The sequence below is a fragment of the Bradyrhizobium sp. UNPF46 genome, assembly GCF_006658625.1.
Classification (GTDB): domain Bacteria; phylum Pseudomonadota; class Alphaproteobacteria; order Rhizobiales; family Xanthobacteraceae; genus Bradyrhizobium; species Bradyrhizobium nitroreducens.
Genome location: NZ_LFJB01000011.1, coordinates 1 through 26,172, shown reverse-complemented (window position 1 = coordinate 26,172; position 26,172 = coordinate 1). Strand labels below are relative to the sequence as shown.

Below are 26,172 nucleotides of genomic sequence, written 5' to 3'. Positions count from 1 at the left end.
GCTCCATCCCAAAACCGCTTACACTTTGCCGGCTCATGCGCTACGGCAGGGCCGGGCCGCACAAAATCGGGCAGGGATTTCGGAATGTTGCTGGTGACCGGCGGGGCCGGTTTTATCGGGTCGAATGTCGTGGCCGCGCTCAATGAGTCGGGCCGAAGCGACGTCGTGGTTTGCGATGTCCTCGGCAGCGAGGGTAAGTGGCGCAACCTCGCCAAGCGGCAGCTTGTGGATATCGTCCCCCCGGCCGAGCTGATGGACTGGCTGAAGGGCCGCAAGCTCGATGCCGTGATCCATCTCGGGGCGATTTCGGCGACCACCGCCACCGACGGCGACCTCGTGTTCGAGACCAATTTCCGCCTGTCGACGCGCCTTCTGGACTGGTGCACGGCGAACGCGGTGCCGTTCATCTACGCCTCCTCGGCGGCGACTTATGGCGATGGCGAGACCGGTTTCGACGACGATGCCTCGATCCCCGCGTTGAAGAAGCTCCGGCCGATGAATCTCTACGGCTGGAGCAAGCACATGTTCGATCTCGCGGTGGTCGAGCGCCGCACGAACGGCGATCCGTTGCCGCCGCAATGCGTGGGCCTGAAGTTCTTCAACGTGTTCGGTCCCAACGAATACCACAAGGGCTCGATGATGAGCGTGCTGGCGCGCCGCTTCGACGACGTCAAGGCCGGCCGGGTCGTGCAATTGTTCAAGTCGCATCGCGAGGGCATTGCCGACGGCGATCAGCGCCGCGATTTCATCTATGTCGACGATGTCGTGCGCGTCGTCATGTGGCTCCTGGCAACGCCGTCGGTGTCCGGGCTCTTCAACGTCGGAACCGGCAAGGCGCGCAGCTTCAAGGATCTCATGTTGGCTGCCTATGCGGCGCTCGGCACCAGGCCCAACATCGAATATATCGACATGCCCGAGCAGATCCGCGCGGCCTACCAATACTTCACCCAGAGCGAGGTCGATCGCCTGCACCGCGCCGGCTATAATTGCGGCTTCACGACGCTCGAGGACGCGGTGAAGGCCTATGTCGGGGACTACCTCGACCGGCCCGATCGCTTCCGCTGAGGCTTTTTGACCATGCCGACGCCCATTCTCGATTTCGACGCCATCGCGCAAGCCATCTCAGGCCGCACGGTGCTGTGCATTGGCGACATCATGCTGGACGAGTTCGTCTATGGCGAGGTGTCGCGGATCTCGCCGGAAGCGCCGACGCCCGTCATCGCGGCCCAGCGCAGCGAGATTCATATCGGCGGCGCCGGCAATGTCGCGCGCAACGTCGCCTCGCTCGGCGCGCGCTGCATCTTCGTCGGCCTCGTCGGCGAGGACGATGCGGGCAAGCGGCTCGCTTCGGCGCTTGGCGAGCAGGCCGGAATAGAATGCATCCTGGTGTGCGACCCGTCGCGGCCGACCACGCGAAAGGTCCGTTTCGTCTCCGAGCACTTCTCCACGCACATGCTGCGCGCGGATTGGGAGCAGGCGGCGCCTGCCTCCGATGACATCGAGACGAAGCTGATCGAGGCGATCCTGCCGCAGATCGCGCGCGCCGACATCGTGCTCCTCTCGGACTACGCCAAGGGCGTGCTGACGGCACGCGTCATCCGCCACACCATCGACGCCGCGCGGAAACTCGGCAAGCCCGTGATCGTCGATCCCAAGAGCCTGAACTGGGCGATCTATCGCGGCGCCACGCTGCTCACGCCCAACCGCAAGGAATTTTCGGAGGCGACACGCAGCCGCGCCGACACGCCGCAGAGCATCGTCGATGCCAGCGAGGACGTGATGCGGCTTGCCGATTGCGAGGCGATCCTGGTCACCCAAGGCGAGCACGGCATGACGCTGGTGCCGCGGGCAGGCGAGGCCGTTCACGTTCCGGCGTTCCCGGTGAAGGTGCGCGACGTCTCCGGCGCCGGTGACACCGTCGCCGCTGCGCTTGCGGTCTCGCTTGCGGCCGGCGCCGACTGGGACGCTGCGCTGCGCATCGCCAACGCCGCTGCTGCCGTCGCCGTCGGCAAGCAAGGCACCGCCAGCGTGAGCGCGGCCGAGCTACGCCGAAAAATCCTGCCACATGCCACCCTCGCGGCCGAGGAGAAGATCGTGCTCGATCCGGCCGCGCTCGATCCGCAGCTCGCCGAGTGGAAGCGGCAGGGCCAGCGCGTCGGCTTCACCAATGGCTGTTTCGACATCCTCCACCCCGGCCACGTCAAGGTACTGACCGCGGCACGCGCCGCCTGCGACCGCCTCATCGTGGGGCTCAACAGCGACGCCTCGGTGCGGCGGCTCAAGGGCACGGATCGTCCCGTCCAGGACGAACGCGCGCGCGCGGAAGTGCTCGCCGCGCTCGAGGCCGTCGATCTCGTCGTCATCTTCGAAGAGGACACGCCGATCGACCTGATCAGGCGCATCAAGCCCGGCGTGCTGGTGAAGGGCGGCGACTACACCCGCGAGCAGGTGGTCGGCCACGAGGTCGTCGAGGCAGCGGGCGGGGTGGTCGTGCTGGTCGACATCCTCCAGGGCTTCAGCACGACGGCCCTGGTCCATCGCGCCCGGGGAGGCGGCAAGTGACGGCGCTTGCCCGCGAGACGACCGGCGAAATGCTGCTTCGCCGTCTGCGCAGCCCGGCTGCCTGGCGCGAGACCGTCGATATATTGGCGGTGCTGACCGCGGCCTCGCTGCCCTGGTCGACCTCGCTTGCCGGGATCTTCAATGCACTGATGCTGCTTTGCATGGTGCCGTTCCTCGACGTCCGCGCGTTCCTGCAATCGCTGAAGCGTCCGATCTGCATTGCGCCGATCGCGCTGGTCCTGCTCGCGCTGGTGGGGACACTCTGGTCGGACGCGAGCTGGGGCGCGCGCTTCTATGCGGTCAACCCGACCATGAAGCTGCTCGTGCTGCCGGTTCTGCTCTATCATTTCGAGCGATCCAGCCGCGGCCACTGGATCTTCGTCGCCTTTCTGGTGTCCTGCGCCTTGCTGTCGGTGATGTCCTGGCTGGTCGCCTTCTACCCGAACCTCGCACTCAAGACCGATCCGCCCGAGCGCGGCATCTTCGTCAAGAATTACATCGACCAGAGCCAGGAATTCGCGTTGTGCGCGGTCGCGCTCGCCTTTCCGATCGTGATGCTGTTGCGTGAGAAGCGATATTGGTTCGCCGGGCTGCTGACGGCGCTGGCACTGGGCTTCTTCGTCAACATGACCTTCGTCGTGGTGTCGCGCACCGCGCTCGTCACCGTGCCGATCATGCTCGGCGTGTTCGCGCTGCTTCACCTCAAAGGGCGCAGCATCGCACTCATCTCCGCCGGCTTGCTCGCCGTCGCCATTGTCGCCTGGCAGGCTTCGCCCTATCTGCGCCATACGGCCGAGAGGTTTTCCGACGATTACACGCGTTATGTCGAAAAGGGCGAGCCGACCTCGCTCGGCCTGCGGCTCGAATTCTGGCGGAAGTCGCTCGGCTTCTTCGTGGAGGCCCCGATCATAGGGCACGGCACCGGTTCGACGCGCGGATTGTTCGAGCGCGTCGCGACGCCAGCCGGTCGGTACCAGGCGTCTGCAGAGGTGATCGGCAACCCGCATAACCAGACGCTCAACGTTGCCGTGCAATGGGGCGTGATCGGTATCGCCATTCTCTATGCGATCTGGATATTGCATCTGCGGTTGTTTCGCGGCGACGGGCTTGCCAACTGGATCGGGCTCCTGGTGGTGGTGCAGAATGTCTTCACCTCGCTGTTCAATTCCCATCTGTTCGATTTCCACGAGGGCTGGATGTACGTCATCGGCGTCGGTGTCGCCGGCGGCATGGTGCTCCGGACACAACAGGCCGAGGCGAAGATGGGGGAAGCCGGTTCCTGAGCGGCTGCGCGGCTGGCAAGTCTGGTCCAGATGGGCTATCAGCGCGGTCAGGTTGCATCTAACTGGGTTTTCATCGGTCGGCGGATGACGCGTCTTTCGCATCTCACCTTGCGCAATTTCCTGATCGCACTCCACGACCTGCTGGCGACCACGGCGGCGCTTTTTGCCGCCTTCTATCTGCGATTCGAGGGCGGCGAGGGCTTCTTCGACCGCCTGCCGCTGCTGTTCCAGCTTCTGCCCTACTTCCTCGCCTTCAGCGTGGTCGTGTTCTTCATCTTCAACCTGACCACGACGAAATGGCGCTTCATCTCGCTGCCTGACGCGCTGAACATTATCCGCGTCGCGACCGTGCTGACGGTCGCCCTGCTGGTGCTCGACTACATCTTCGTCGCCCCCAACGTCCGCGGTGCCTTCTTTCTCGGCAAGGTGACGATCGTCCTCTACTGGTTCCTCGAGATCTCCTTTCTCAGCGCGCTGCGCATGGCCTACCGCTACTTCCGCTATACGCGGGTGCGGCGTCACGCCCGAGGCGAGGATGCCGCGCCGACGCTGCTGATCGGCCGCGCCGCGGATGCCGAGGTGCTGCTGCGCGGCATCGAGAGCGGGGCGATCAAGCGCATCTGGCCGGTCGGCGTGCTGTCGCCATCGAGCTCGGATCGCGGCCAGTTCATCCGCAACGTGCCGGTGCTGGGCGGCATCGACGACGTCGAGGACGTCATCGCCGACTTCGCCAAGCGCAACAAGGCGATCGCGCGCCTCGTCATGACGCCGTCGGCGTTCGAGCCGGAGGCGCACCCGGAATCGATCCTGATGCGGGCGCGCAAGTTGGGCGTGATCGTCAACCGGATGCCCTCGCTGGAGAGCGGCGATACGCCACGCCTCACGGCCGTCGCGGTCGAAGACCTCCTGCTGCGGCCGAGCGAGACGATCGACTATGACCGCCTGGAGGCGCTGATCAACGGCAAGGCGGTGATCGTCACCGGCGGCGGCGGCTCGATCGGTTCCGAGATCTGCGAGCGCGTCGTCGCCTTCGGCGCTGCGCGGCTCCTGATCGTGGAGAACTCGGAGCCGGCGCTCTACGCGATCACCGAAGCGCTCGCCGCGAGGGGCGCGTCCGCCGAGATCGAAGGGCGGATTGCCGACATTCGCGACCGCGAGCGCATCACGCGCCTGATGATGGAATTCAGGCCGGACATCGTGTTCCACGCCGCAGCGCTCAAGCACGTGCCGATCCTCGAACGAGACTGGAGCGAGGGCGTCAAGACCAACATCTTCGGCTCCATCAACGTGGCGGACGCCGCCGTGGCCGCCGGCGCCGAGGCCATGGTGATGATCTCGACCGACAAGGCGATCGAGCCGGTGTCGATGCTCGGCCTGACCAAGCGCTTTGCCGAGATGTACTGCCAGGCGCTGGATCACGATCTCGCTGCCGGCGCGCACGGTGCCAAGCCGCCAATGCGCCTGATCTCGGTCCGGTTCGGCAACGTGCTGGCCTCGAACGGCTCGGTGGTCCCGAAATTCAAGGCGCAGATCGAGGCCGGCGGCCCGGTCACGGTGACGCATCCCGACATGGTCCGCTACTTCATGACCATTCGCGAGGCCTGCGATCTCGTCATCACCGCGGCCACCCACGCACTCGGAACGCAGCGTCCCGACGTCTCGGTCTACGTGCTCAACATGGGCCAGCCGGTGAAGATCGTCGATCTCGCCGAGCGCATGATCCGCCTCTCCGGACTGCAGCCCGGCCACGACATCGAGATCGTGTTCACCGGCATGCGGCCGGGCGAACGACTGCACGAGATCCTGTTCGCCTCCGAGGAGCCGACCCGCGAGATCGGCGTCGCCGGCATCATGGCGGCGCAGCCGAACGAGCCGCCAATGCAGACGCTGCGCAAATGGATCGGGGCGCTGGAGCAGGCGATCGCGCGCGACGATCGCGCCACCATCAGGACCATCCTGAAGGATGCGGTGCCCGAATTCGGGTCGACCGCGGCCTGACCATGCAGCCTTTGGGCAAGATCGTCGTTGCGAGCCAGCATTACCCGCCGGATACCAGCACGACGGCGGCGATCATGGCCGAGATCGCCTGCCGTCTCGCCAGCGAGCACGAGGTCGTCGTGCTCTCGGGCTGGCCGGGCGCATTGCCGCCCTCGCAGACCGGTCCGGGCAAGCCGCGCGTGGTTGCGATCAGGAACCGCATTTCGGGCAAGGCGGCGCTGGTGCGGCGCGCTGTGTCGGAGCTCCTGTTCGTGGCACGCACGTTCTTCGCATTGGCGCGGGAGCTGAGGCGAGGCGACGTTGTGCTCACGGTCACCGCGCCGTTCACGCTGCCTTATGCGGTGGCGGCGGCCGCGAGGCTGAAGGGCGCGCGCTCGGCGCTGATCATGCACGACCTCTTTCCCGACGTGCTGGTAATGGCGGGCCTGCTGAAGCCCGGCTCGCTGGTGACGCGGACGATGCGGGCGGTCAACGGCCTGATGTTCCGCGGACTCGATGCCGTCATCACCATCGGCCGCGACGCGGAGCGGCCGCTCCTGAGCTATTCCGGAATGACGCGAAACAAGATCCGCTTCATCCCGAACTGGGCGACGCTGGTGCCCGCGCCGCGGCCGGTCACGCCGGACAATCCGTTCCGCAAGGCGATTGCCGCGCGCTTCATCGTCGGTCTGTCGGGCAATCTCGGCTTCACCCATGATCCGGAGATCGTGTTCGAGGCGGCGCGCCTGCTGCAGGACGAGACGGACATCCACTTCATGCTGTCGGGCTGGGGCATCGGTTTCGAACGGCTGAAGCAATTGCAGGCGGCGGCGAACGTGCCGCCGAGCGTGCTCGGCACGCTGCTCGGCGCTATGGGCCGGCAGGATACGTATGACGGCCTGATCGGCTCGCTCGAGCTCGACATCTCCAAGGCGATCGCGACCGGCTGGCAGCCGCAGGTCTCGCTCGACGAGGGGTTGCGGCTGGCGCTGGCGGCTCAGGACGCCTGAGCGCGGGAGAAGCGCCGCAGCACCAAAGCGACCGCGACGGCACCTGCGAGCAAGGACAGGATCGTGATCGCCGTCGAGCCGGCGCGAACGGTGACGAAGGCAAGCAAAGCCAGCACGAGATTGAGCGTGAAGACCTCGCCGCTCACGCGTCGGACCGTGAACCCGTTGTCGGTGGCGCGCTGATAGAAGTGCGTGCGGTGGGCCGCCCAGAACGGCTCGCGCCTGACGATGCGCCGGAACAGCGTGATGGTGGAATCCGCAAGGTAATAGGCCGGCAGCAGCAGCGCCGCGGCGGGATGTCCGTGCCAGGCGAGCTCGAGCAGGCACCAGCCGAGCAGAAGACCGATCGGCAGGCTGCCGACGTCGCCCAGGAAGACTCTCGCGGCCGGACGGTTGAACGGCGCAAAGCCGAGCATGGCCCCGCACAGCGCCGTGGCCAGCAGTCCGGCAGACGACGAGAGCTCGCCAAACCAGCCGAGCAGTCCGAGCGCGGCCGTCACGGGCACCACCTCGGCCACTGTCATCAGGTCGAGCCCGTCCATGAAGTTGACGAGGTTCACGAACCAGATTCCGGCAAGCAAAATGAGACCGCGCTCCAGCGCGAGCGGCAGCGCCGGCACGATGCGTGCGCTCTCCGGTGCCGAGAAGACGACGGCGGCCACGGCTGCTGCCTGCAACACCAGGCGGGCCAGGACGGGCAGGGGCCTGATGTCATCGACAAGTCCGACCAGAGCGATCACGAGCGCGGAGCCGATCAAGGGCAGGGGAATTGCGCCGGTGGCCCACGCCGACCACGGCGCAGCGACCAGCAGGGTGGCGGCGATGACGGCGATGCCCGCACCTTGCGGGGTCGGGATCTTGTGCGACGAGCGCGCGTTCGGGCGCGCCAGCGCATAGCGCTGCAGCAACGGCATGCTCAGCCAGGTGATGCAGGCGGATATCAGTCCAGCCAGCACGGCCGGCAGAAGCGCGAGCGGCACCAGTCCGGCCGCAAGGTCCGGACCCGAGACGAACGTCGTCACTCCGGCACCCCGATCGGAGCCGTTCCTTGCGCGGCCTTTTCCGCGCTGAGGATCCAGACCAGGCCGCCGAACGCACCGACGATGAAGAACACGGCGCCGTACAGCAGCGAGACGTTGACCCCCTCATTGGCGGCAAGTCCGGCGAAGCCGAACGCCAGGCCCATCGTGGCCTCACGCACGCCCCAGCCGGCGATCGAGATCGGCATCATCGTAATCAGCATCACCGGCGGTACGAGCAGGAAGACGTCGCTGAAGCGAACAGGGGCCGCGATCGACTGCACCACGCACCAGGCGATGACGACGGCGAGCACGTGGACGAGGATGGAGAGGATGGCGATGGCCGGCCCGCGGCTGCGGCTGAAGATCACGCGGTTTGCGATCACCGCGCAGGCGTGAAGGTGATGGGTCGCCCACCATGTCTTCAGCCACCGCCAATTCAGCGCGCCGAAGATCAAGAAGCCGACGCCGCCGGCAAGCGCCAGGAGGTCGACCAGCAGCAGCGCCGAGCGGCCGTGCGCGTCGGTGATGAGGGTGTAGCTCCAGGGCAGGCTCGCGACGATGAGAACCGCGAGCGCGATCAGGCCGATCGCGCGGTCGACGAAGATCGAGTAGGTGGCCGCACGCCAGCCGGCCCCTGCGCGCGCGACGAGCCACAGCCGGACCGCGTCGCCGCCGATTGCCGAGGGCAGGGTCTGGTTGAAGAAGGAGCCGATCACGTTGTAGCGCATGGCCCGGCCGAGCTCGAGCGGTGCACCACAGACTGCGCTGATCTCGCGCCAGCGCAGCACGCCGACGAAGATCTGCAGGAACGTGATCGCGATCGCGAGGCCAATCCAGAACAGACTGGTCACGGTGAAGCGCGACAGCAGCTCGGTCAGGTCGACCTTGCGCAGTGCCAGGTAGAGCAGCGCTACGGAAATCAGGATTTTGGCCGTCGACAGCAGAATTCGGCGCATCTCGCCCGCTTGAGCTCGGTTTGCGATGATTTGAGGCAACCCGACGCGAGGCGCCGAATTCGGCCGCTTTGGTATGGTTTTGGCGCCGATCTTGCAATAGCCGTCGTTAAGGACGCCATGAGGAAGCCTCATGGGGAGCGGTGCGCCTATTGCGACCCCATCAAAGTGGCGGCTAAACAGGTTGGGGCAAGCGAGCCCCAGGGAACAGGATGACAGATCAGGCGATTTTGGTCACGGGGGCGGCCGGCTTCATCGGCTTCCACGTCGCCCGGCAGCTCCTGGGCGAGGGCCGCACTGTCGTCGGGCTCGACAATGTCAACAGCTATTATGATCCGGCGCTGAAGCGGGCACGCCTGGCGCTGTTGCAGAACGACTCCCGTTTCTCCTTCGTCGAGGCCGATCTGGCCGACCGCGAGACGATGACGGCGCTGTTTGCGCGGCATCGTTTCACCGAGGTCGTGCATCTGGCGGCGCAGGCCGGCGTGCGCTACTCGATCGAGCAGCCGCACGCCTATGTCGATTCCAATCTCGTCGGATTCCTCAACGTGCTCGAAGGCTGCCGCAACAACGGCTGCCGCCATCTCGTCTACGCTTCGTCATCTTCCGTTTATGGCGCCAACACAAAAATGCCATTTGCGGTTGCGGACCGGACCGACCATCCCGTCAGCTTCTACGCCGCGACCAAGAAGGCGAACGAGGTGATGGCGCAGTCCTACAGCCATCTCTATCGCCTGCCGGTCACGGGCCTGCGCTTCTTTACCATCTACGGGCCATGGGGACGGCCCGATATGGCCATGTTCCTGTTCGTGAACGCCATCATGGCGGGCAAGCCGATCCGGCTCTTTAACCATGGCAAGATGCGCCGCGACTTCACCTATATTGATGACGTCACGCGTGTCGTGTCCAAGCTGATCGATCTCGTGCCCGCGGACGATCCGGCTGCCGCAAATGCGCCGTTTAAGCTCTACAATGTCGGCAATCACCGCCCCGAGGAACTGATGCACGTTGTCGGTCTTCTGGAGCGGGAGCTGGGCCGGACGGCGATCAAAGAATTGCTGCCGATGCAGCCGGGAGATGTGCTGGAAACGTTCGCGGATGTCGAGGATTTGATGCGCGACACCGGCTTTGCACCGTCAACGCCGATCGAGCATGGGGTCCATAATTTTGTCACCTGGTATCGGGACTACTTCAAGGTTTGAGATGACGATGGACAAACGCATAATCCCCCTGATCATGTGCGGCGGCGCCGGCACGCGGCTGTGGCCGGCTTCGCGCGAGGTGCGGCCCAAGCAGTTCCTGCCGCTGTTCGGTACGCGCTCGACCTTCCAGGACACGCTGCTGCGCGTCTCCGACCCCTCCCTGTTCGATCGCCCGATCGTCATCACCAACGCCTCCTATCGCTTCATGGTGCTGGAGCAGCTCGCCGAGATCGGCATCGAGGCCGACGTGATCCTCGAGCCGATGCGGCGCGATTCCGGACCAGCGATTGCCGCGGGCGCGGTGTTCGCGCAGAACCGCGCCAGTGAAGCCATTGTGCTCGCGCTCGCCGCCGATCACGTGGTGCAGGACAATGCGGCTTTCGTCGCCGCCTGCCGCGAGGGTCTCACTGCTGCGAGCACCGGGCGTATCGTCACCTTCGGCGTCAAGCCGGAGCGGCCGGCGACGGAATACGGCTACATCAATCCGGGCGAGGTGATCTCCGGCGAGGTGCATGCGGTCGCGCGCTTCGTCGAGAAGCCGGACGCGGTGAAGGCCTCCGACTACGTCAATTCGGGCTATCTCTGGAACAGCGGCAACTTCATGTTCCCGGCGAGCGTGCTGCTCGACGAATACCGCAAGGTCGACGCGGCAAGCGTCGAGGCCGTCACCCATGCGGTCAACAATGCCGGCCGCGATCTCGGCTTCGTGACGCTGGAGCCGGAGGCGTTCGGCGCGGCGAAGGCGATCTCGATCGACTATGCCGTGATGGAGAAGACATCGCGTGCGGCGGTCGTGCCGGTGTCCTGCGGCTGGTCCGACGTCGGCTCCTGGCACGCGGTGTGGGAATTGTCCGAGAAGGACGCACAAGGCAACGCGTCGCACGGCAGCGCCGTGTTCGAGGATTCCCGCAATTGCAACGTCACCACCGATTCCGCGCTGGTCGCGCTCGAAGGCGTCGACGATCTCATCGTGGTCGCAACCGCGGATGCGGTGCTGGTCTCGCGCCAGAAGGATGCCAACGGCCTGAAGCGGCTCGTCACCAAGCTGAAGACGGTCGCGCCGAAGGTCACCGAGGAGCATCTCAAGGTGCACCGGCCCTGGGGCAGCTACCAGTCGGTGGACAATGGCGAGCGCCACCAGGTCAAGCGCATCGTGGTGAAGCCGGGCGGGCGGCTGTCGCTGCAGAAGCACCACCATCGCGCCGAGCACTGGATCGTGGTCCGCGGCACCGCGCAGGTGACCGTGAACGAGACCGTGAAGACGGTGCACGAGAACGAGTCCATCTACATCCCGATGGGCGCGGTCCACCGGATGGAGAATCCCGGCAAGATCCAGCTGGAACTGATCGAGGTCCAGACCGGCTCCTATCTCGGGGAAGACGACATCATCCGGATTGAAGACGACTATCAAAGGTCGTAACCAGCAAGCTCCGAATCACGCGACCCGGGTCCCACAGGCGATATTTTTCCGCTAAGGCCCGGGGAACGTGTAACTTTTTGAATCAAATCGTGTCCGGGCCGCGAGGGTGGCATTCGCCACAAATGTGGCGTCCGTGCTAGAAGCGCGCCGGGGATTTGCGTTGAATCGGGGTTTGCTCAGATGAGTTCCAAAGGATCTGCACCGGCAAAGGCCGGCTTGCGCGTCGGTGTCATTGGCGCCGGCGTGATGGGCAGCAACCATGCGCGCGTGCTCAGCGGCCTGCCCGGGGTCAACCTCGTCGGCGTCGTCGATCCTTCACACGCACATCGCACCCGCGCGACCGAGCTCGCCAACTGTCCGAGCTTCGAGACGCTCGACGAGCTGTTCGCCGCCGGCGTCGACGCCGTCACCATCGCGGCTCCCACCCATCTGCATCACGAGGTCGCGCTCGCCTGCATCGCCAAGAACATCCATGTCCTGGTCGAGAAGCCGATCGCCTCCACGGTGGCGGAGGGCCGCGAGATCGTCGCCGCCGCGCACAAGGCGGGCGTGACGCTGATGGTCGGCCATGTCGAGCGCTTCAATCCGGCGGTCGCCGCCGTCAAGCAGGCGATTGCGGGCGAGGACATTCTCTCCATCGCGATCACCCGCGTCGGCCCGTTCCCGCCGCGCATGTCCAATGTCGGCGTCGTCATCGACCTCGCCGTGCACGACATCGACCTGATCCGCTGGTTCACCGAATCGGACATCGTCGAGGTGCAGCCGCAGCTGTCGAGCGCGGTCGCCGAGCGCGAGGACATCGCGCTGTTGCAGTTCCGCACCGCCAACGGCGTGCTCGCGCACATCAACACCAACTGGCTGACGCCGTTCAAGGCGCGCAGCGTCACGGTCGCGACCCGCGGCAAATACGTGATGGGCGATCTCTTGACGCGCCAGGTCACCGAATGTTTCGGCTTCAAGCCGGATGGCAGCTACTCGATGCGGCATCTGCCGGTCGGACATGACGAGCCGCTGCGCGCCGAGCTGATCGCGTTCCTCAAGGCGGTGCGCAACGGCGAGACGCCGGCGGTCACCGGCGACGAGGGCGTCGCCAGCCTCGAGATCGCGACCCAGTGCCTCGAGACGCCGTCGCGGCCCGCGGCCAAATCGCCCGCCCTCAAGGGCCCGCGCCGCGTTGCCGGCTGATCCCTTTCCATGTCGACCGCTCAAAACCAGCAAGGCGTCATGAACCAGCATCTGCGTTCCGAACCCATTCCCTTCATCGACGTCGCCTCGCAGCGCCGCCGGCTCGGAGCCTCGCTCGATGAAGCCGTCAAGCGCGTGATGGACCATTGCCAGTTCGTCAATGGCCCCGAGGTGTTCGAGCTCGAGAAGCAGCTCGCGGCCTACAGCGGCGCCAGGCACGTCGTCGCCTGCGCCAGCGGCACCGACGCGATCCTGATGGTGATGATGGCGAAGAACGTCGGGCCCGGCGATGCCGTGCTGTGTCCGTCCTTCACCTTCATCGCGACGGCATCGCCGGTGGCGCGAACCGGCGCGACGCCGGTTTACGTCGACGTGGACGAGACCACCTTCAACATGAGCCCGGATTCGCTCAAGCGCGGCATCGCGACCGCGCGCAAGGCCGGCCTCAAGCCGGTTGCGGTGATTCCGGTCGACCTGTTCGGTCAGCCCGCCGATCACGACGCCATCGCCGAGATCGCCAAGGCCGAGGGCCTGTTCGTGCTCGACGACGCCGCTCAAGGCTTTGGCGCCAGCTACAAGGGCCGCAAGCTCGGCACCTTCGGGCTCGCCACCGCGACCAGCTTCTTCCCGGCTAAACCGCTCGGCTGCTTCGGCGACGGCGGCGCGATCTTCACCGATGACGACGAGCTCGCGGCGACCTTGCGCAGCATCCGCGTGCACGGGCAGGGCGTCGACAAATACGACAACGTCCGCCTCGGCCTGACCGGCCGGCTCGACACCATGCAGGCCGCGGTGCTGATCGAGAAGCTGAAGATCTTTGACGACGAGATCGCGGCCCGCAACAGGGTAGCGGAGCGCTACGCGCGTGGGCTGTCCAATGTCGTGACCGTGCCGCGCCTGGCGCCCGGCAATACCTCGGTCTGGGCGCAGTACACGATCCGTCTTCCCAAAGGCACTGACCGCGACGGCTTTGCCGCTGCGCTGAAGGCCCAGGGCGTGCCGACCGCGATCTATTACGGCAAGTCGATGCATCAGCAGACCGCCTACAAGCACTATCCGGTCGCCGACGGCGGCCTGCCGGGTTGCGAGAGCCTGTCGCAGGACGTCATCAGCCTGCCGATGCATGCCTATCTGACCGAAGCCGACCAGGAGCGGGTGATCGCCGCCGTGCAAGGCGCGCTGGCGGGCTGAGCTTGCTTTTCTTCCCCTCTCCCCTTGTGGGAGAGGGTGGCTCGCCGCGAAGCGGCGAGACGGGTGAGGGGTCTCTCTCCGCACGGAATGCTGCGAGGGAGACCCCTCACCCGAGTGAGTTTGTGTCTACCTCCGGCGCCGCCCTCTCCCACAAGGGGAGAGGGCTCAGTAATGCGCATCGCAAGATGCATTCGACCTCTGTTCGCTAAGTCTCTAAAACAGACGCATGCTCGGACGCATCTTCACGGTCGGTGGTTACACGCTGCTCTCGCGGGTGACGGGGTTTGCCCGCGACATCATGCTCGCGGCGATCCTCGGCGCCGGCCCCGTGGCCGACGCCTTTTTCGTGGCGCTGCGGCTGCCCAATCATTTTCGTGCGATCTTCGCCGAGGGCGCCTTCAACGCCGCCTGGGTGCCGGCCTATGCGCATGTCCATGGCGAGAAGGGGGAGGCGGCTGCACATTTGTTCGCCGACCGCATCTTCACGCTGCTCCTGGCCTCGCAGGTGGTGCTGCTGATCGTTGCCTGGCTGTTCATGCCGCAAGCCATGAGCATTCTGGCGCCGGGCTTTTCCGAAGACGCCGAGCAGCGCAAGCTCGCGATCGAACTGACCCGGATCACCTTTCCCTACCTTCTGCTGATCACCCTGGTGACGCTCTACGGCGGCATGCTCAACGTGATGCAGCGCTTTGCCAGCGCCGCGGCCGCCTCGATCTTCCTCAACGTCGCGATGATGATGACGCTGGCGGTCGCCGTCTGGTTTCCGACCGCGGGCCATGCCGCCGCCTGGGGCGTTCTCATTTCCGGTTTCCTGCAATATTTCCTGCTGGCCGGCGATCTCGCCCGCCATGGCGGCCTGCCGCGCTTTGCGCCCTTGAAGCTCGACGAGGACGTGCGCGGTTTCTTCAAGGCACTGGGCCCCGCGACGCTCGGCTCGATGGGCACGCAGGTCGCGCTGTTCGCGGACACCATCATCGCGACCTTCCTGCCCGCCGGCGCGCTGTCGGCGCTCTATTATGCCGACCGGCTCAACCAGCTCCCGATCGGCGTCATCGGCATCGCCATCGGCACGGTGCTGCTGCCGGAGATGTCGAAACGGATCACGGCCAACGACCATGACGGCGCGATGAAGGCGCAGCGCCGCGCCTTCGATTTCACGCTGCTGTTCTCGATTCCGTTCGTCGCGGCCTTCCTCACCGTGCCCGACCAGATCATGCGCGCGCTGTTCGCCCGCGGCGCATTCTCCAAGGCCGATGCGGTTGCCGCAGGCGGCACGCTCGCGGCCTATGCCATCGGCCTGATCCCCTTCGTGCTGATCCGCAGCGCGGTCGCGACCTTCTACGCTCGCAAGGACACCGCGACGCCGGTGCGGGCGTCGCTGACCGGTATCGCCGTCAATGTCGCGCTGAAGGTCGCCCTGATGGGGTCGCTCGCGCAGATCGGCCTCGCGCTCGCCACCGCCGTCGGCGTCTGGACCAATCTGCTGCTGGTGCTGTTCTTCGCCGTGCGGCGCGGCTTTCTCGTGCTGGACCGCGCCTGGCTGCTGTCGCTCGGCAAGTTCGTGCTGACCGGCCTCATCCTCGCTGCCGCGTTTTGGTTGATTGCGCGCTTCAGCTGGTCCTGGCTGGGCGCGATGCACTTCCGGGATGAATTGATGCTGGTCCTGCTCGCCGTCGGCGGCACGATCGTCTACGCGCTCGGGATCCTCGTGCTGTTCGGCCGCAAGTGGCTGGTCGCGCTGGTGCGCGGCTAGGCGCGTATCGATTAGGTTCGTCAGATCCGCTTCACCTGCGAAGTGCGGACCTGCTCCAGTTGGCCATAGAGAAGGACGACGATACCTGAGAGTCCGAGACCGATCGCGCGCGCAACCCAAAAAAAGCGATCGATGAAAAAGAGCCCGACCCGGTGGCTCGGTTGCCAGGATTGGTAAGCCCAGACGCAGCCAACCAAGGCGATGCTCAACGCCGCCATGCGGAGCGCGGCCTCGCGATGGGGATGACCTCTGCACCAGCGCACGAGAATATCGTAGGCCTGCCACTGGGGCCAGAGAAGCAAAAGCCAAAGCGCATACTGAATGGCAAACTGCCATTCGTGCTCCGCCAGCACCCGCATTTGCCGATGGAGATGGAAGCTATCGATGGCGAGCCAGGCCGCGTAGTCAGCGAGGAAGCCGGACGGTCCGTTAAGCGCCAGCGCCAGCCAGAAAAAATAGTCGTAGAGCCATGGGGCATGTCCTACGGCTCGCCAGTACGGCTCGTCTGTCAGCACGCCCAATACGCCAACGCTCGAAACGAGCAGGGCGTTCAGCAAAATGATCTTTCGGATCGACATCAGGACCTGCGAAGTTTGCCCGCAGCAGAACGCGCTTGGAACGTGGTCAGCATGAGGGGCTCGCCTCCAGGATGCAACAAGCCTCCGCGCATCTCTTGATTTTGTGCGATCGCCGTGGTACTGACGCCTCATGATCAAATCCGTGCGCAACGTCAACCTCTAGAACATGACCCGCTTCGGCTGGGCCGTGGAAGGAGTCGTGCGCTAGGAATTCGACGACGACATCTTTTCCACCAGGCCCCGCCGGCATCGGACGGGGCCTTTTGTTTGGCCACGCTCCCTGCCGGCACAACAGCAGGAGCATGCGATGCCACCGCAACTGACGAACATTCTGCTGCTGGTGCTGTTCTTCGCCGTCCGGCGCGGCTTTCTCGTGCTGGACCGCGCCTGGCTGCTGTCGCTCGGCAAATTTTTGCTGAGGGGGATCGTCCTCGCCGCCGCGTTCTGGCTGATTGCGCGCTTTGGCGGACCCACGCTGGGCCCGATGCACTTCCACGATGAAGTGATGCTGGTTCTGCTCGCGGTCGGTGGCGTCATCGTCTACGCGCTCGCGATCCTCGTCCTGTTCGGCCGCGGCTGGCTGGTCTCGCTGGTGCGCGGCTAAAGCGCGATGAGATTTGGATCAATTATCATCGCGCTTTAGGTTGTTGTTTGCGCATGATCTTTTCGGAAAACCGCTTCGCACTTTTCCGGACCATGCTTAGGCGCGGACCGATCGTACGCGACAGGTTTTCGCAACCTTTAGGCTGGAAGCCAGTCTTGATGTGAGTCAAACTCCCGGCGGGCGAAGCGGCTAGTTTTGCCGGCCAGGCGGGGGGGGGAGCAGGACATGGTGAAATCTGCTGTGAAATGTCTGATCATTGCCGGTCTTGCCGCTGGTTTCGCCGCGGCGGCTCAGGCTGAAGATCCCGACGTCGGCAAGTTGGAATTTCAGTCCTCGTGCGCGAGTTGCCATGGTGCGGATGCCAGGGGCAAAGGACCGGTCAGCGATCAGCTCAAGACACCGCCGCCCGATTTGACGATCCTGGCCAAAAACAACAACGGCGTGTTTCCAACGAACACCGTCTATGAAGTCATCGATGGAATGAAGACGATTCCCGCCCACGGCACGCGTGAAATGCCGATCTGGGGAGAACGATTCAACCCCATCGTCAATTTGCCTCACTATGTCGATCCGTCCTATTGGCAGAAAGCCGGCCCCGAGCAAAGTCCGGAAGTCGTCGTGCGAAAGCGCATCCTCTCTGTCGTCGATTATATCGGTCGTATTCAGCAAAAGTAGCAGCCGGCAAGCATCGAGATCGCTCGCCCATTCCGCTGGAGCGCCTGCCTACGGAAGGCGATCCGAGGCCTTGGACGATGCATCCGCCGAAACGAGGTGTTCGCCTCAAGGATGCATGCAACCTCTCCACATCTCTTGATTTTGTGCGATTGCCGTGATATCAGCGCTGCATGACTAAACGCTCGCGCATCGTCAACCGCAACCACATGACCCGCTTCGGCTGGGCCGTGGGAGGAGTCGTGCGCTAGCAATTCGACGACGACATCTTTTCCACCAGGCCCCGCCGGCATCGGACGGGGCCTTTTTCGTGGCCACGTTCCCTGCCGGCTCAACAGCAGGAGCATCCGATGCCACCGCAATTGACGACCATCACATCCGAAGCCGAGCGAGATGCTGCGGTGCTTCGCCTCAACCGCTCGATCGCGGCGGCGAAGAGAGCCATGGACGAGGTCCTGGCGGCAGCGGCGCGCGTTGATGCGTCCGTTGCAGCGCCGGGCGACGCTTTGTTGGGTAGGGAAGCGGCTCGTGCCGTGGCCGAACCGGGGCTCAGCGTCCTCGGTCTGCTCAAGCAATATTGGTGTGCATTTCGGCAATGGCACCAGGATTCACGGGTCACCCTGCAGGACCTGAGTGACAGGGAACTGATGGATATTGGCCTGACGCGCGGCGAGATCGGCCACCTCGCCCCTGGGCGAGCGCTCGACGCGTTGAGAGACCGTACGAGGCATCTGCTGAATCGCAGTGGGATGTAAACGATCAATGGCCCGACGCGGACATGCGCTCTGCGAACAAGTGATAGTCAAGACTGTCGCTTGTTTCGCAAGGCGCGCGCTGCGGTGCAGGATCATCGATCTTCACAGGGAAATGACCGAGCTGCGGCCGTTCCGCCCAATCCCGCTCTGACAGGGCGCGAGGTGGTCTTTCGCCGACGGATGGCTGGTCTCGCCGGTGCGCGGTTAGGACTCTCCGTGAGCTCGGACAAGTGCAGTCCGTTGGTTTCCGCAGCAACCAGCAAAGCCCCAGTTTTGCGATTCTCTTCGGCTCGCAGTCTCGAGGCCGACATCACGCATCGGCTGGTACAGTCGTAATCATCGATCTTGGTACTTTTTTATAGCCCGGCCGAACGCATCTACGTGCTGCGACCATGGATCGGGGCGAGCACGGTCCATTGGGCTCAGCGGGAGTTCCGGTCAGCGCAGACAACTCGATCGCTGACGCGGAGACGGGAGTTCCACACTGCCTTGCATTTTGTGGAAAGCCGGCGCGTGCGCGCTTCCTCACGCTTTCACCGAAGAGACAAATGACCAAGGAGAAAATCCCATGAAGGCAATCGTTGTAACGGAGCAAGCCGCGGGAACAGGCGGCATGAAGCTGGTGCACCGGCCCGAGCCGCAGGCAGCGATAAACGATGTCGTCGTCCAGGTTCACGCATCGAGATTTATCCCGACCGAGCTTGAATGGCCCTCGAGCTGGGCCGATCGTCTGGATCGCGCTCGAACGCCGTCGATCCCAGGGCACGAACTGGCCGGAGTGGTCTCTGCCCTTGGCTATGGAACGATGGGGCTGTCGGTGGGACAACGGGTGTTCGGCCTCGCGGACTGGTATCGCGATGGCGCGCTGGCCGAGTATGTGGCGATCGAGGCGCGCAACCTTGCGCCGCTTCCGGGCGACGTCGATTTTACTGTCGGCGCGAGCCTGCCGATCTCGGGCCTCACGGCGTGGCAAGGGCTATTCCAGCATGGTCGTCTTCAGGCGGGGCAGAGCGTGCTGGCTCACGGGGCGGCAGGCGCAGTCGGATCCATGGTGACGCAACTCGCACGAGCGGCCGGAGCCTACGTCGTCGGCTCCGGACGTGCCGCCGATCGTCAGACAGTTCTCGATCTTGGCGCGAACGCGTTCGTCGACCTCGACAACGACGCACTGGAGGACGTCGGCCAAGTCGATCTGGTGTTCGATGTCATCGGTGGTGACATCCAGAAGCGGTCCGCAGCACTCATTCGAGCCGGCGGAACACTGGTGTCCATCGTCGGGCCGGTGGAGGCGCGGCCTTCCAGCGGGCAGGCGATCGACTTCGTCGTCGAGGCCGATCGTGGCCAACTGATTGAGATCGCCCAGCGGGTGCGGGACGGACGACTGCGGACCAATATTGGCAACGTCTCGACCCTCGACAATGCCGTCGCCGCCTTGAATCCGACCGAGCGGCGCAAGGGCAGCACGATCATCCGCGTTCGCCCCTGAGCGATGCGCGTCCGCTGATTCGCACAGCCGGCCGGCTCGTCGAGGTCGGCCGGCTGGAGCATGTCCGAGCGGTCACTCGCCATCTGCAAACCTCCCCTTTGCCGCCATCGGCCGACGCTGGACCGCACGATCAATAATGCTTGTCGTGGGCCACAAAGAGGGGGGCGCGCCAGGGACGTCCGCCGGGTCGGAGACGTTCTTTCACGGACGATCTCCGCCTAAACCCGTTTGCCTTGCCAGTTTTTCCACGGCAATATGCCGGCAAAACAACCATGAGAACGGGAATTTCAAATGGCGGCTCCCATCAAGTTCGGCGTTGGCCAAAGCGTGCTGCGCAAGGAGGATGACGCGCTCATCCGCGGCAAGGGCCGCTATACCGACGATTACGCGCCGCAGGCCGCGCTCCGCTGCCTGATGCTGCGCTCGCCGCATGCGCACGCCAAATACACCATCGATGCGAGCCGCGCCCGCGGCCTGCCGGGCGTCGCGCTGATTCTGACCGCTGATGATGTGAAGGATCTCGGCAACCTGCCGTGCCTGTTCAATCTCGAGACCGATCCCTTCACCGGCCCGCCTTACCCGATCCTGGCCAAGGACGAGGTGCGCCATGTCGGCGATTCCATCGCCTTCGTCGTTGCCGAGACCATCGACCAGGCCCGCGACGCGATCGAGGCGATCGAGGTCAAATGGTCGCCGTTGCCGGCGGTGACCGGCGTCGTCAACGCCGTGAAGAAGGGCGCGCCGCAGGTCTGGCCTGACAAGGCCGGCAACGTGCTGTTCGACGTCTCGATCGGCGACAAGAAGGCGACCGAAGCGGCCTTCGCCAAGGCGCATGCGGTGGCCGAAATCGCCATCGTCAATCCGCGCGTGGTCGCGAGCTTCATGGAGACGCGCGCGGCGGTCTGCGAATACGATGCCAAGCGCGACCATCTGACGCTCACGGTCGGCAGCCAGGGCAGCCACCGCCTGCGCGACATCCTCTGCCAGAACGTGCTCAACATCCCCACCGACAAGATGCGGGTGATCTGCCCCGACGTCGGCGGCGGCTTCGGCACGAAGCTGTTCCCGTACCGCGAATACGCCCTGATGGCGGTTGCGGCCAAGAAGCTCAAGAAGACGGTGAAATGGGCGGCCGACCGCACCGAGCATTTCATGGGCGATGCGCAGGGCCGCGACAACGTCACCACCGCCAAGATGGCGCTGACTGAAGACGGCAAGTTCCTCGCGATGGACTGCGACCTGATGGGCGACATGGGCGCGTATCTGTCCACCTTCGGGCCCTATATTCCCCATGGCGGCGCCGGCATGCTGCCGGGCCTCTACGACATCCAGGCCTTCCACTGCCGGGTGCGCACCATCTTCACCCACAGCGTGCCGGTCGATGCCTATCGCGGTGCAGGCCGTCCCGAAGCGGCCTACGTGATCGAGCGCCTCGTCGATGCCTGCGCGCGAAAACTCGACATGACGCCGGATGCGATCCGCCGCAAGAATTTCATCCCGCCGAAGGCGCTGCCCTACAAGACCGCGACCGGCAAGGTCTACGATTCCGGCGACTTCGCCGCGCATCTCAAGCGCGCGATGGAGATCGCCGAGTGGAAGGAGTTTCCGAAGCGCGCGAAGCTCGCCAAGAAGGGCGGCCTGATCCGCGGCATCGGGCTCGCGAGCTATGTCGAGGTCTGTGGCGTGATGGGCGAGGAGACGGCCAACGTTCGCCTCGATCCCAATGGCGACGTCACCGTGCTGATCGGCACGCAATCGAGCGGGCAGGGCCACCAGACCGCCTATGCGCAGATCGTCGCCGAGCAGTTCGGCGTCGCGCCCGAGCGCGTCCACGTCCGACAGGGCGATACCGACGAGATCGCAACGGGCCTCGGCACCGGCGGGTCGGCCTCGATTCCCTCGGGCGGCGTCAGCGTCGAGCGGGCCACGCGCGAGCTCGGCTCGAAGCTGAAGGAGATAGCGGCGCAGGCGCTGGAAGCCAGCGCCGGCGACCTCGAGATCACCGACGGCATCGTGCGCATCGCCGGCACCGACCGCTCGATCTCGTTCGCCGATCTCGCCAAGCGGCCCGGCGTCGATCCGTCGAAGCTCAACGGCAGCGCGACCTTTGCCAGCGCCGACGGCACCTATCCCAACGGCACCCACGTCGCGGAGGTCGAGATCGATCCGGCCACCGGCATCATCAAAATCGTCAACTACGTGATCGTCGACGATTTCGGCAAGACGCTCAATCCGCTGCTGCTGGCCGGCCAGGTGCATGGCGGCGCCATGCAGGGCATCGGCCAGGCGCTGATGGAGCAGGTGGTTTACGGGCCGACCGACGGCCAGCTCATCACCGCGACCTTCATGGACTATGCGCTGCCGCGGGCGGCGGACGGGCCGGCCTTCGTGTTCGAGACCGCCAACGTCCCCTGCAAGACCAATCCGATGGGCGTGAAGGGGGCGGGCGAGGCCGGCGCGATCGGCTCCTGTCCGGCCGTCGTCAACGCCATCGTCGATGCGCTCTGGCGCGAATACAAGATCGACCACATCGACATGCCGGCGACCCCTGAGCGGGTGTGGATCGCGATCAGCGAGCACCATCGCCGTCACAGCCTTTAGTATCCGGCAAACGCGGCACCCGTTTTGCGGGGCGGACGCGTTTGCACACCCATCAGCCGGCGTGCGACGATTTTTCGTCGCGCTCCGGCGGGAATGAAATCTGCCAATCGGTGTTGGCCCATGGAGGGGTCGGCACGATCCTGAGATCGAGGAAAGGGATTTTGCGAATGAAGCGAGTGTTGATCGTTGGGGGCGCGCTGCTGCTCGGGATGGGCGCGGTTTGGGCGCAACAGGACTCCGTCAAGGAGGTCCAGACGCTCATGAAAGGCAACGGCAAGAACGCGGGCGCGATGTCGGCGATGGTGAAGGGCGAGAAGCCCTACGACCAGGCCACGGTGGATAGCGCGCTGGCGCAATTCGAGGATACCGCCAAGAAGCTGCCGAACCTGTTTCCGGCCAGCGCCAAGGGCGTGAAGCTCGACGGCGACTATTCGACCTCGCCGAAGGTCTGGGAGGACAAAGCCGGCTTCGACGCCAAGATCGCTGGCTTTGCCAAGATCGTCAGCGAGGCCAAGGGCAAGATCAAGGATCTCGACTCGCTCAAAGCGAACATGCCTGCCATCGGCAAGGAATGCGGCGGCTGCCACGAGACCTACCGCGTCAAGAACGGCTGAGGCTCGTAGCTCGGATAAAGCTTCGTAGCCCGGATGCAGCCAACGGGTCGGCGCAAAGCGCCGCCCGATGACAGGCTCCGCGCAATCCGGGGTTCTATCCGAGTTGAAAGTCCATCCCGGATTACGCTTACGCTCCATCCGGGCTACAGGAATCACGAGGGGCGGTTGCGAAAGCAGCCGCCCTTTTTCTGTCCGCAAGGTCTGACGGATGATGCTCGGAGGGGTTATCTTCGCAGCAACGCCGCGACGTTGATGCGATAAGGCGTATCTCGTTCCTGACTGTCTTATGACAGCGGGAGCTCCAGCGCGCGGCGAGGATCTCAATCAACAGCGAGACAGGCCATGGTCAAACCGTTCCCGTCGAAGACGCATATCGGCAATCACATGCTGCATCCTGAGACGCTGATGCTGACCTATGGCTATGATCCGCAACTGTCGGAAGGCGCAATCAAGCCGCCGGTGTTCCTGACCTCGACCTTCGTGTTCAAGACCGCCGAAGACGGGCAGGACTTCTTCGATTACGTCGCCGGCCGGCGTGAGCCGCCGGAAGGCATGGGCGCGGGCCTGGTCTATTCGCGCTTCAACCACCCCAACAGCGAGATCGTCGAGGACAGGCTCGCGGTCTACGAACGTACCGAGAGCTGCGCGCTGTTCTCGTCCGGCATGGCGGCGATCGCGACCACGATCCTCGCTTTCGTCCGCCCTGGCGACGTCATCCTGCACTCGCAGCCGCTCTATGGCGGCACGGAGACGCTGCTGACCAACACGCTTGCGCGCCTGTCGATCGGCGCGGTCGGCTTTGCCGATGGGATCGACGAAGCGGGCGTCAGGCAGGCCTCGGAAGAGGCGATGGCCAAGGGCCGCGTCTCGATGATCCTGATCGAGACGCCCGCCAACCCGACCAACGGCCTGGTCGACGTCGCCATGATCCGTCGCATCGCCGATGCCATCGGCAAGACGCAGGGGCACACGCCGATCATCGCCTGCGACAACACGCTGCTCGGGCCGGTGTTTCAGCGGCCGATCGAGCATGGCGCGGATCTGTCGCTGTACTCGCTGACCAAATATGTCGGCGGCCATTCCGACCTGATTGCGGGCGCCGCGCTCGGCTCGAAGGCGATCATGAAGGGCATCAAGGCGCTGCGCGGCGCCATCGGCACCCAGCTCGATCCGCATTCCTGCTGGATGATCAGCCGCTCGCTCGAGACGCTGAGCCTGCGCATGGAGAGGGCCGATGCGAATGCGCGCCTCGTGGCGGATTTCTTGCGCGATCACCCCAAGGTGGCCAAGGTGCACTATCTCGGTCATCACGAGGAGGCTTCACCGGCCGGACGTGTATTTGCGCGGCAGTGTCTCGGTGCTGGATCCACATTCTCGTTCGACATCGTCGGCGGCAAGGACGCAGCGGTGAAATTCCTCAACGCGCTGCAGATCCTCAAACTGGCGGTGAGCCTCGGCGGCACCGAGTCGCTCGCGAGCCTGCCTGCCACCATGACTCATTCCGGCGTGCCCGCCGACATCCGCCGGAAGATCGGCGTGCTGGATTCCACGATCCGGCTCTCGATCGGCATCGAGAACCCGTCCGACCTGATCGCCGACCTCACGCAAGCGCTGAACGCGGCCTGAACCGCGGAGCGGAATCGAAAAGGCCGGACGCCCCTCCTGCGCCCGGCCTTCGCGCAACGAAGCAGCGTTGCGGCTTACTTCGTCACCTGACCGCGGATCTCGCCGCCAGGGTTGGCCGCGGTGTGGATGTTGATGTAGAGCTTGCCGCCGAGCAGATCGGCGGCCTGCGCGTCGGTCAGCGTCGCTTCGCCCTTGACCGGGCTGGCGGCCGCATTCGGGATCGCGACCGCCACGCCGGCGTTCTTGCCGGCTTCGGCAGGCCCGTGGAAATGGGCGGCGGTGGCGGGGCCTGAGAGCCCGGAATAGGTGACCGTCCAGGACAGCTTCTTGCTGGCGGCATCATAATTCAGATCGGCGGTTCCGGTGGCGCTGCTGGTCGTCGCCGGCACCTCGGACTTGCCGTCGAGCGTTGCTTTCAGCTTTTCGGCGCTGGCCGGAGCTGCAAAGGCAATGGCACCGAGCGCTAAGGCGGCAATGACGGTCTTGTTCATGACGTTCTCCCTGCTGAACCCGTTCGGGCTGCCAACCTTCCAACAGCCGGCATTTCAGTTTATTCCCGTTTCCGGGCGGGGCGGGCTAAATTCTTCGTGGCTGGAGCCGCGACGACATCGGCCTTAGGTTCGCCGCGACGAGTGAATGGATCCGCATGCTGCAACGAACAATTCTCGCAGGAGCGCTCGCACTGGTCGCGGCCCTCGGCGTCTATTGGTGGCTCAGCGCGCCCATGGTGGCCGCCGCGGGCAATGCGCCGGCCCATGTGGCCAACCTTGCCAATGGCGAGACCATGTTCAACGCGGGAGGCTGCGCGTCCTGCCATGCCACACCCGACCAGCCCGATCGCGTCAAGCTCGGCGGCGGCGTCGCGATCAAGTCGCCGTTCGGAACGTTCTACGCGCCGAACATCTCGCCCGATCCGAACGACGGTATCGGCAAATGGACGGAGGCGGACTTCGTCAACGCGGTGATGCACGGCGTTTCGCCGGGCGGGCAGCATTATTTTCCCGCCTTCCCCTACACCTCCTACCAGCACGCCAGGCGCGAGGACGTGCTCGATCTCTTCGCTTACCTGAAGACGCTGCCGCCCGTGGCCGGCAAGGTGCGCGATCACGACATGCGTTTCCCCTTCAACATCCGGCGCAATGTCGGCATCTGGAAATTCCTGTTTCTGGACGACAAGCCGCTCGTTGCCGACGGCACCAGGTCGCCGCAATTCAATCGCGGCGCCTATCTCGTCAACAGCTTTGGCCATTGCGCCGAATGTCACAGCCCGCGCAACGCGCTCGGCGGTATCATCGCCAGCCAGCGCTTCGCCGGCGGGCCCAATCCGGAAGGCGAGGGCTGGGTGCCCAACATCACCCAGAAACGCCTCGGCGAATGGAGCACGAAGGATATCACCTATTTCCTCAAGAACGGCGAGTTGCCCGACGGCGACAGCGTCGGCGGCGCGATGACGCGCGTGATCAAGAACACCTCGCAATTGTCCGAGGCGGATATTGCGGCGATGGCGGAGTACCTCAAATCGCTGCCGCCCGTGGAAGGGCCGCCGCGGCCGAAGCGCAAGGAAACCGGCAAGGAAGCCGGTTAGAGCGTTCTCGAGCGAAGTGGACACCGGTTCGCGTGAAGAAAACGCGTCAAAACAAGAATCTAGAGCTTCGGTTCTGATTCAATCAGAACCGAA

General features: G+C 64.8%; 22 protein-coding genes. 18 read left to right on the top strand and 4 right to left on the bottom strand.

The window, feature by feature from the left end:
- Positions 1 to 84 precede the first annotated feature (84 nt).
- From rfaD to UNPF46_RS06605, 5 genes are all read left to right on the top strand, one after another.
- Positions 85 to 1,065, top strand: a complete 981-nt coding sequence (rfaD, locus tag UNPF46_RS06625) for an ADP-glyceromanno-heptose 6-epimerase (RefSeq protein ID WP_100177352.1) — start codon at positions 85 to 87, stop codon at positions 1,063 to 1,065.
- A 24-nt stretch (positions 1,066 to 1,089) separates the two neighbouring features.
- Positions 1,090 to 2,562, top strand: a complete 1,473-nt coding sequence (gene rfaE1, locus UNPF46_RS06620) for a D-glycero-beta-D-manno-heptose-7-phosphate kinase (RefSeq protein WP_174719309.1) — start codon at positions 1,090 to 1,092, stop codon at positions 2,560 to 2,562.
- Entirely contained in the window at positions 2,559 to 3,845 is a 1,287-nt protein-coding gene (locus UNPF46_RS06615) for an O-antigen ligase family protein (RefSeq protein WP_100177350.1), read from the top strand. The genes rfaE1 and UNPF46_RS06615 overlap by 4 nt, the downstream gene beginning before the upstream one ends.
- An 84-nt stretch (positions 3,846 to 3,929) precedes the next feature.
- Positions 3,930 to 5,843 carry an SDR family NAD(P)-dependent oxidoreductase gene (locus tag UNPF46_RS06610; protein WP_174718934.1) on the top strand — a complete coding sequence of 638 codons (1,914 nt, stop codon included), beginning with the start codon at positions 3,930 to 3,932 and terminating at the stop codon, positions 5,841 to 5,843.
- A gap of 2 nt (positions 5,844 to 5,845) precedes the next feature.
- Entirely contained in the window at positions 5,846 to 6,832 is a 987-nt protein-coding gene (locus UNPF46_RS06605) for a glycosyltransferase family 4 protein (protein ID WP_245448313.1), read from the top strand.
- Here the strand turns inward: UNPF46_RS06605 and UNPF46_RS06600 are convergent.
- Together UNPF46_RS06600 and UNPF46_RS06595 are read right to left on the bottom strand one after the other, a co-directional pair.
- Positions 6,820 to 7,815 (bottom strand): MraY family glycosyltransferase, encoded by a 996-nt coding sequence (locus tag UNPF46_RS06600; protein ID WP_430649798.1) that lies wholly within the window; start codon positions 7,813 to 7,815, stop codon positions 6,820 to 6,822. The two genes, UNPF46_RS06605 and UNPF46_RS06600, sit on opposite strands and share 13 nt — an antisense overlap.
- Positions 7,816 to 7,850: 35 nt before the next feature.
- Positions 7,851 to 8,810: a lysylphosphatidylglycerol synthase transmembrane domain-containing protein gene (locus UNPF46_RS06595; protein WP_100177346.1), complete on the bottom strand. Its 960-nt coding sequence runs from the start codon at positions 8,808 to 8,810 to the stop codon at positions 7,851 to 7,853.
- Positions 8,811 to 9,019: 209 nt separating this feature from the next.
- Between UNPF46_RS06595 and UNPF46_RS06590 the strand changes: the two genes are divergently transcribed.
- The 5 genes from UNPF46_RS06590 to murJ all read left to right on the top strand — a co-directional run bounded on the left by UNPF46_RS06590 (position 9,020) and on the right by murJ (position 15,558).
- The gene (locus UNPF46_RS06590; protein WP_142249480.1) at positions 9,020 to 10,009 is read left to right on the top strand and encodes an NAD-dependent epimerase; all 990 of its coding nucleotides are present in this window, start codon (positions 9,020 to 9,022) and stop codon (positions 10,007 to 10,009) included.
- A gap of 7 nt (positions 10,010 to 10,016) precedes the next feature.
- Positions 10,017 to 11,429, top strand: coding sequence for a mannose-1-phosphate guanylyltransferase/mannose-6-phosphate isomerase (locus tag UNPF46_RS06585; protein ID WP_181769819.1), 1,413 nt, complete (start codon positions 10,017 to 10,019; stop codon positions 11,427 to 11,429).
- A 180-nt stretch (positions 11,430 to 11,609) separates the two neighbouring features.
- Positions 11,610 to 12,614 carry a Gfo/Idh/MocA family protein gene (locus UNPF46_RS06580; RefSeq protein ID WP_142249478.1) on the top strand — a complete coding sequence of 335 codons (1,005 nt, stop codon included), beginning with the start codon at positions 11,610 to 11,612 and terminating at the stop codon, positions 12,612 to 12,614.
- Positions 12,615 to 12,653: 39 nt separating this feature from the next.
- The gene (locus UNPF46_RS06575) at positions 12,654 to 13,805 is read left to right on the top strand and encodes a DegT/DnrJ/EryC1/StrS family aminotransferase (RefSeq protein WP_174719308.1); all 1,152 of its coding nucleotides are present in this window, start codon (positions 12,654 to 12,656) and stop codon (positions 13,803 to 13,805) included.
- A gap of 226 nt (positions 13,806 to 14,031) precedes the next feature.
- Complete coding sequence (murJ, locus tag UNPF46_RS06565) at positions 14,032 to 15,558, top strand: murein biosynthesis integral membrane protein MurJ (RefSeq protein WP_142249477.1); 1,527 nt, start codon at positions 14,032 to 14,034, stop codon at positions 15,556 to 15,558.
- Between the two features lie 20 nt (positions 15,559 to 15,578).
- On the opposite strand, the gene UNPF46_RS06560 is transcribed toward murJ, so the two are convergent.
- Complete coding sequence (locus UNPF46_RS06560) at positions 15,579 to 16,136, bottom strand: hypothetical protein (protein WP_100177339.1); 558 nt, start codon at positions 16,134 to 16,136, stop codon at positions 15,579 to 15,581.
- A 307-nt stretch (positions 16,137 to 16,443) separates the two neighbouring features.
- On the opposite strand from UNPF46_RS06560, the gene UNPF46_RS06555 reads away from it, so the two are divergent.
- The 7 genes from UNPF46_RS06555 (at position 16,444) to UNPF46_RS06525 (ending at position 24,494) form a co-directional block, all read left to right on the top strand.
- A complete protein-coding gene (locus tag UNPF46_RS06555) occupies positions 16,444 to 16,740 on the top strand; it encodes a hypothetical protein (protein ID WP_246668608.1) in 297 nt (98 codons plus the stop codon).
- A 225-nt stretch (positions 16,741 to 16,965) separates the two neighbouring features.
- Complete coding sequence (locus UNPF46_RS06550; RefSeq protein WP_142249476.1) at positions 16,966 to 17,415, top strand: c-type cytochrome; 450 nt, start codon at positions 16,966 to 16,968, stop codon at positions 17,413 to 17,415.
- A 347-nt stretch (positions 17,416 to 17,762) separates the two neighbouring features.
- Positions 17,763 to 18,167: a DUF1127 domain-containing protein gene (locus UNPF46_RS06545; RefSeq protein ID WP_142249475.1), complete on the top strand. Its 405-nt coding sequence runs from the start codon at positions 17,763 to 17,765 to the stop codon at positions 18,165 to 18,167.
- Positions 18,168 to 18,735: 568 nt separating this feature from the next.
- On the top strand, positions 18,736 to 19,653 hold the full coding sequence (locus tag UNPF46_RS06540) for an NADP-dependent oxidoreductase (RefSeq protein WP_142249474.1): 918 nt from the start codon (positions 18,736 to 18,738) through the stop codon (positions 19,651 to 19,653).
- A gap of 291 nt (positions 19,654 to 19,944) precedes the next feature.
- Positions 19,945 to 22,254, top strand: a complete 2,310-nt coding sequence (locus UNPF46_RS06535) for a xanthine dehydrogenase family protein molybdopterin-binding subunit (protein WP_142249473.1) — start codon at positions 19,945 to 19,947, stop codon at positions 22,252 to 22,254.
- 167 nt (positions 22,255 to 22,421) lie between these two features.
- Positions 22,422 to 22,868 carry a c-type cytochrome gene (locus tag UNPF46_RS06530; RefSeq protein ID WP_100177335.1) on the top strand — a complete coding sequence of 149 codons (447 nt, stop codon included), beginning with the start codon at positions 22,422 to 22,424 and terminating at the stop codon, positions 22,866 to 22,868.
- 342 nt (positions 22,869 to 23,210) lie between these two features.
- On the top strand, positions 23,211 to 24,494 hold the full coding sequence (locus UNPF46_RS06525) for a cystathionine gamma-synthase family protein (protein ID WP_142249472.1): 1,284 nt from the start codon (positions 23,211 to 23,213) through the stop codon (positions 24,492 to 24,494).
- Between the two features lie 74 nt (positions 24,495 to 24,568).
- Here the strand turns inward: UNPF46_RS06525 and UNPF46_RS06520 are convergent, their stop codons facing one another.
- Positions 24,569 to 24,985 (bottom strand): CHRD domain-containing protein, encoded by a 417-nt coding sequence (locus UNPF46_RS06520; protein ID WP_142249471.1) that lies wholly within the window; start codon positions 24,983 to 24,985, stop codon positions 24,569 to 24,571.
- Between the two features lie 155 nt (positions 24,986 to 25,140).
- On the opposite strand from UNPF46_RS06520, the gene UNPF46_RS06515 reads away from it, so the two are divergent.
- Positions 25,141 to 26,079, top strand: coding sequence for a c-type cytochrome (locus UNPF46_RS06515; protein WP_142249470.1), 939 nt, complete (start codon positions 25,141 to 25,143; stop codon positions 26,077 to 26,079).
- Positions 26,080 to 26,172 lie beyond the last annotated feature (93 nt).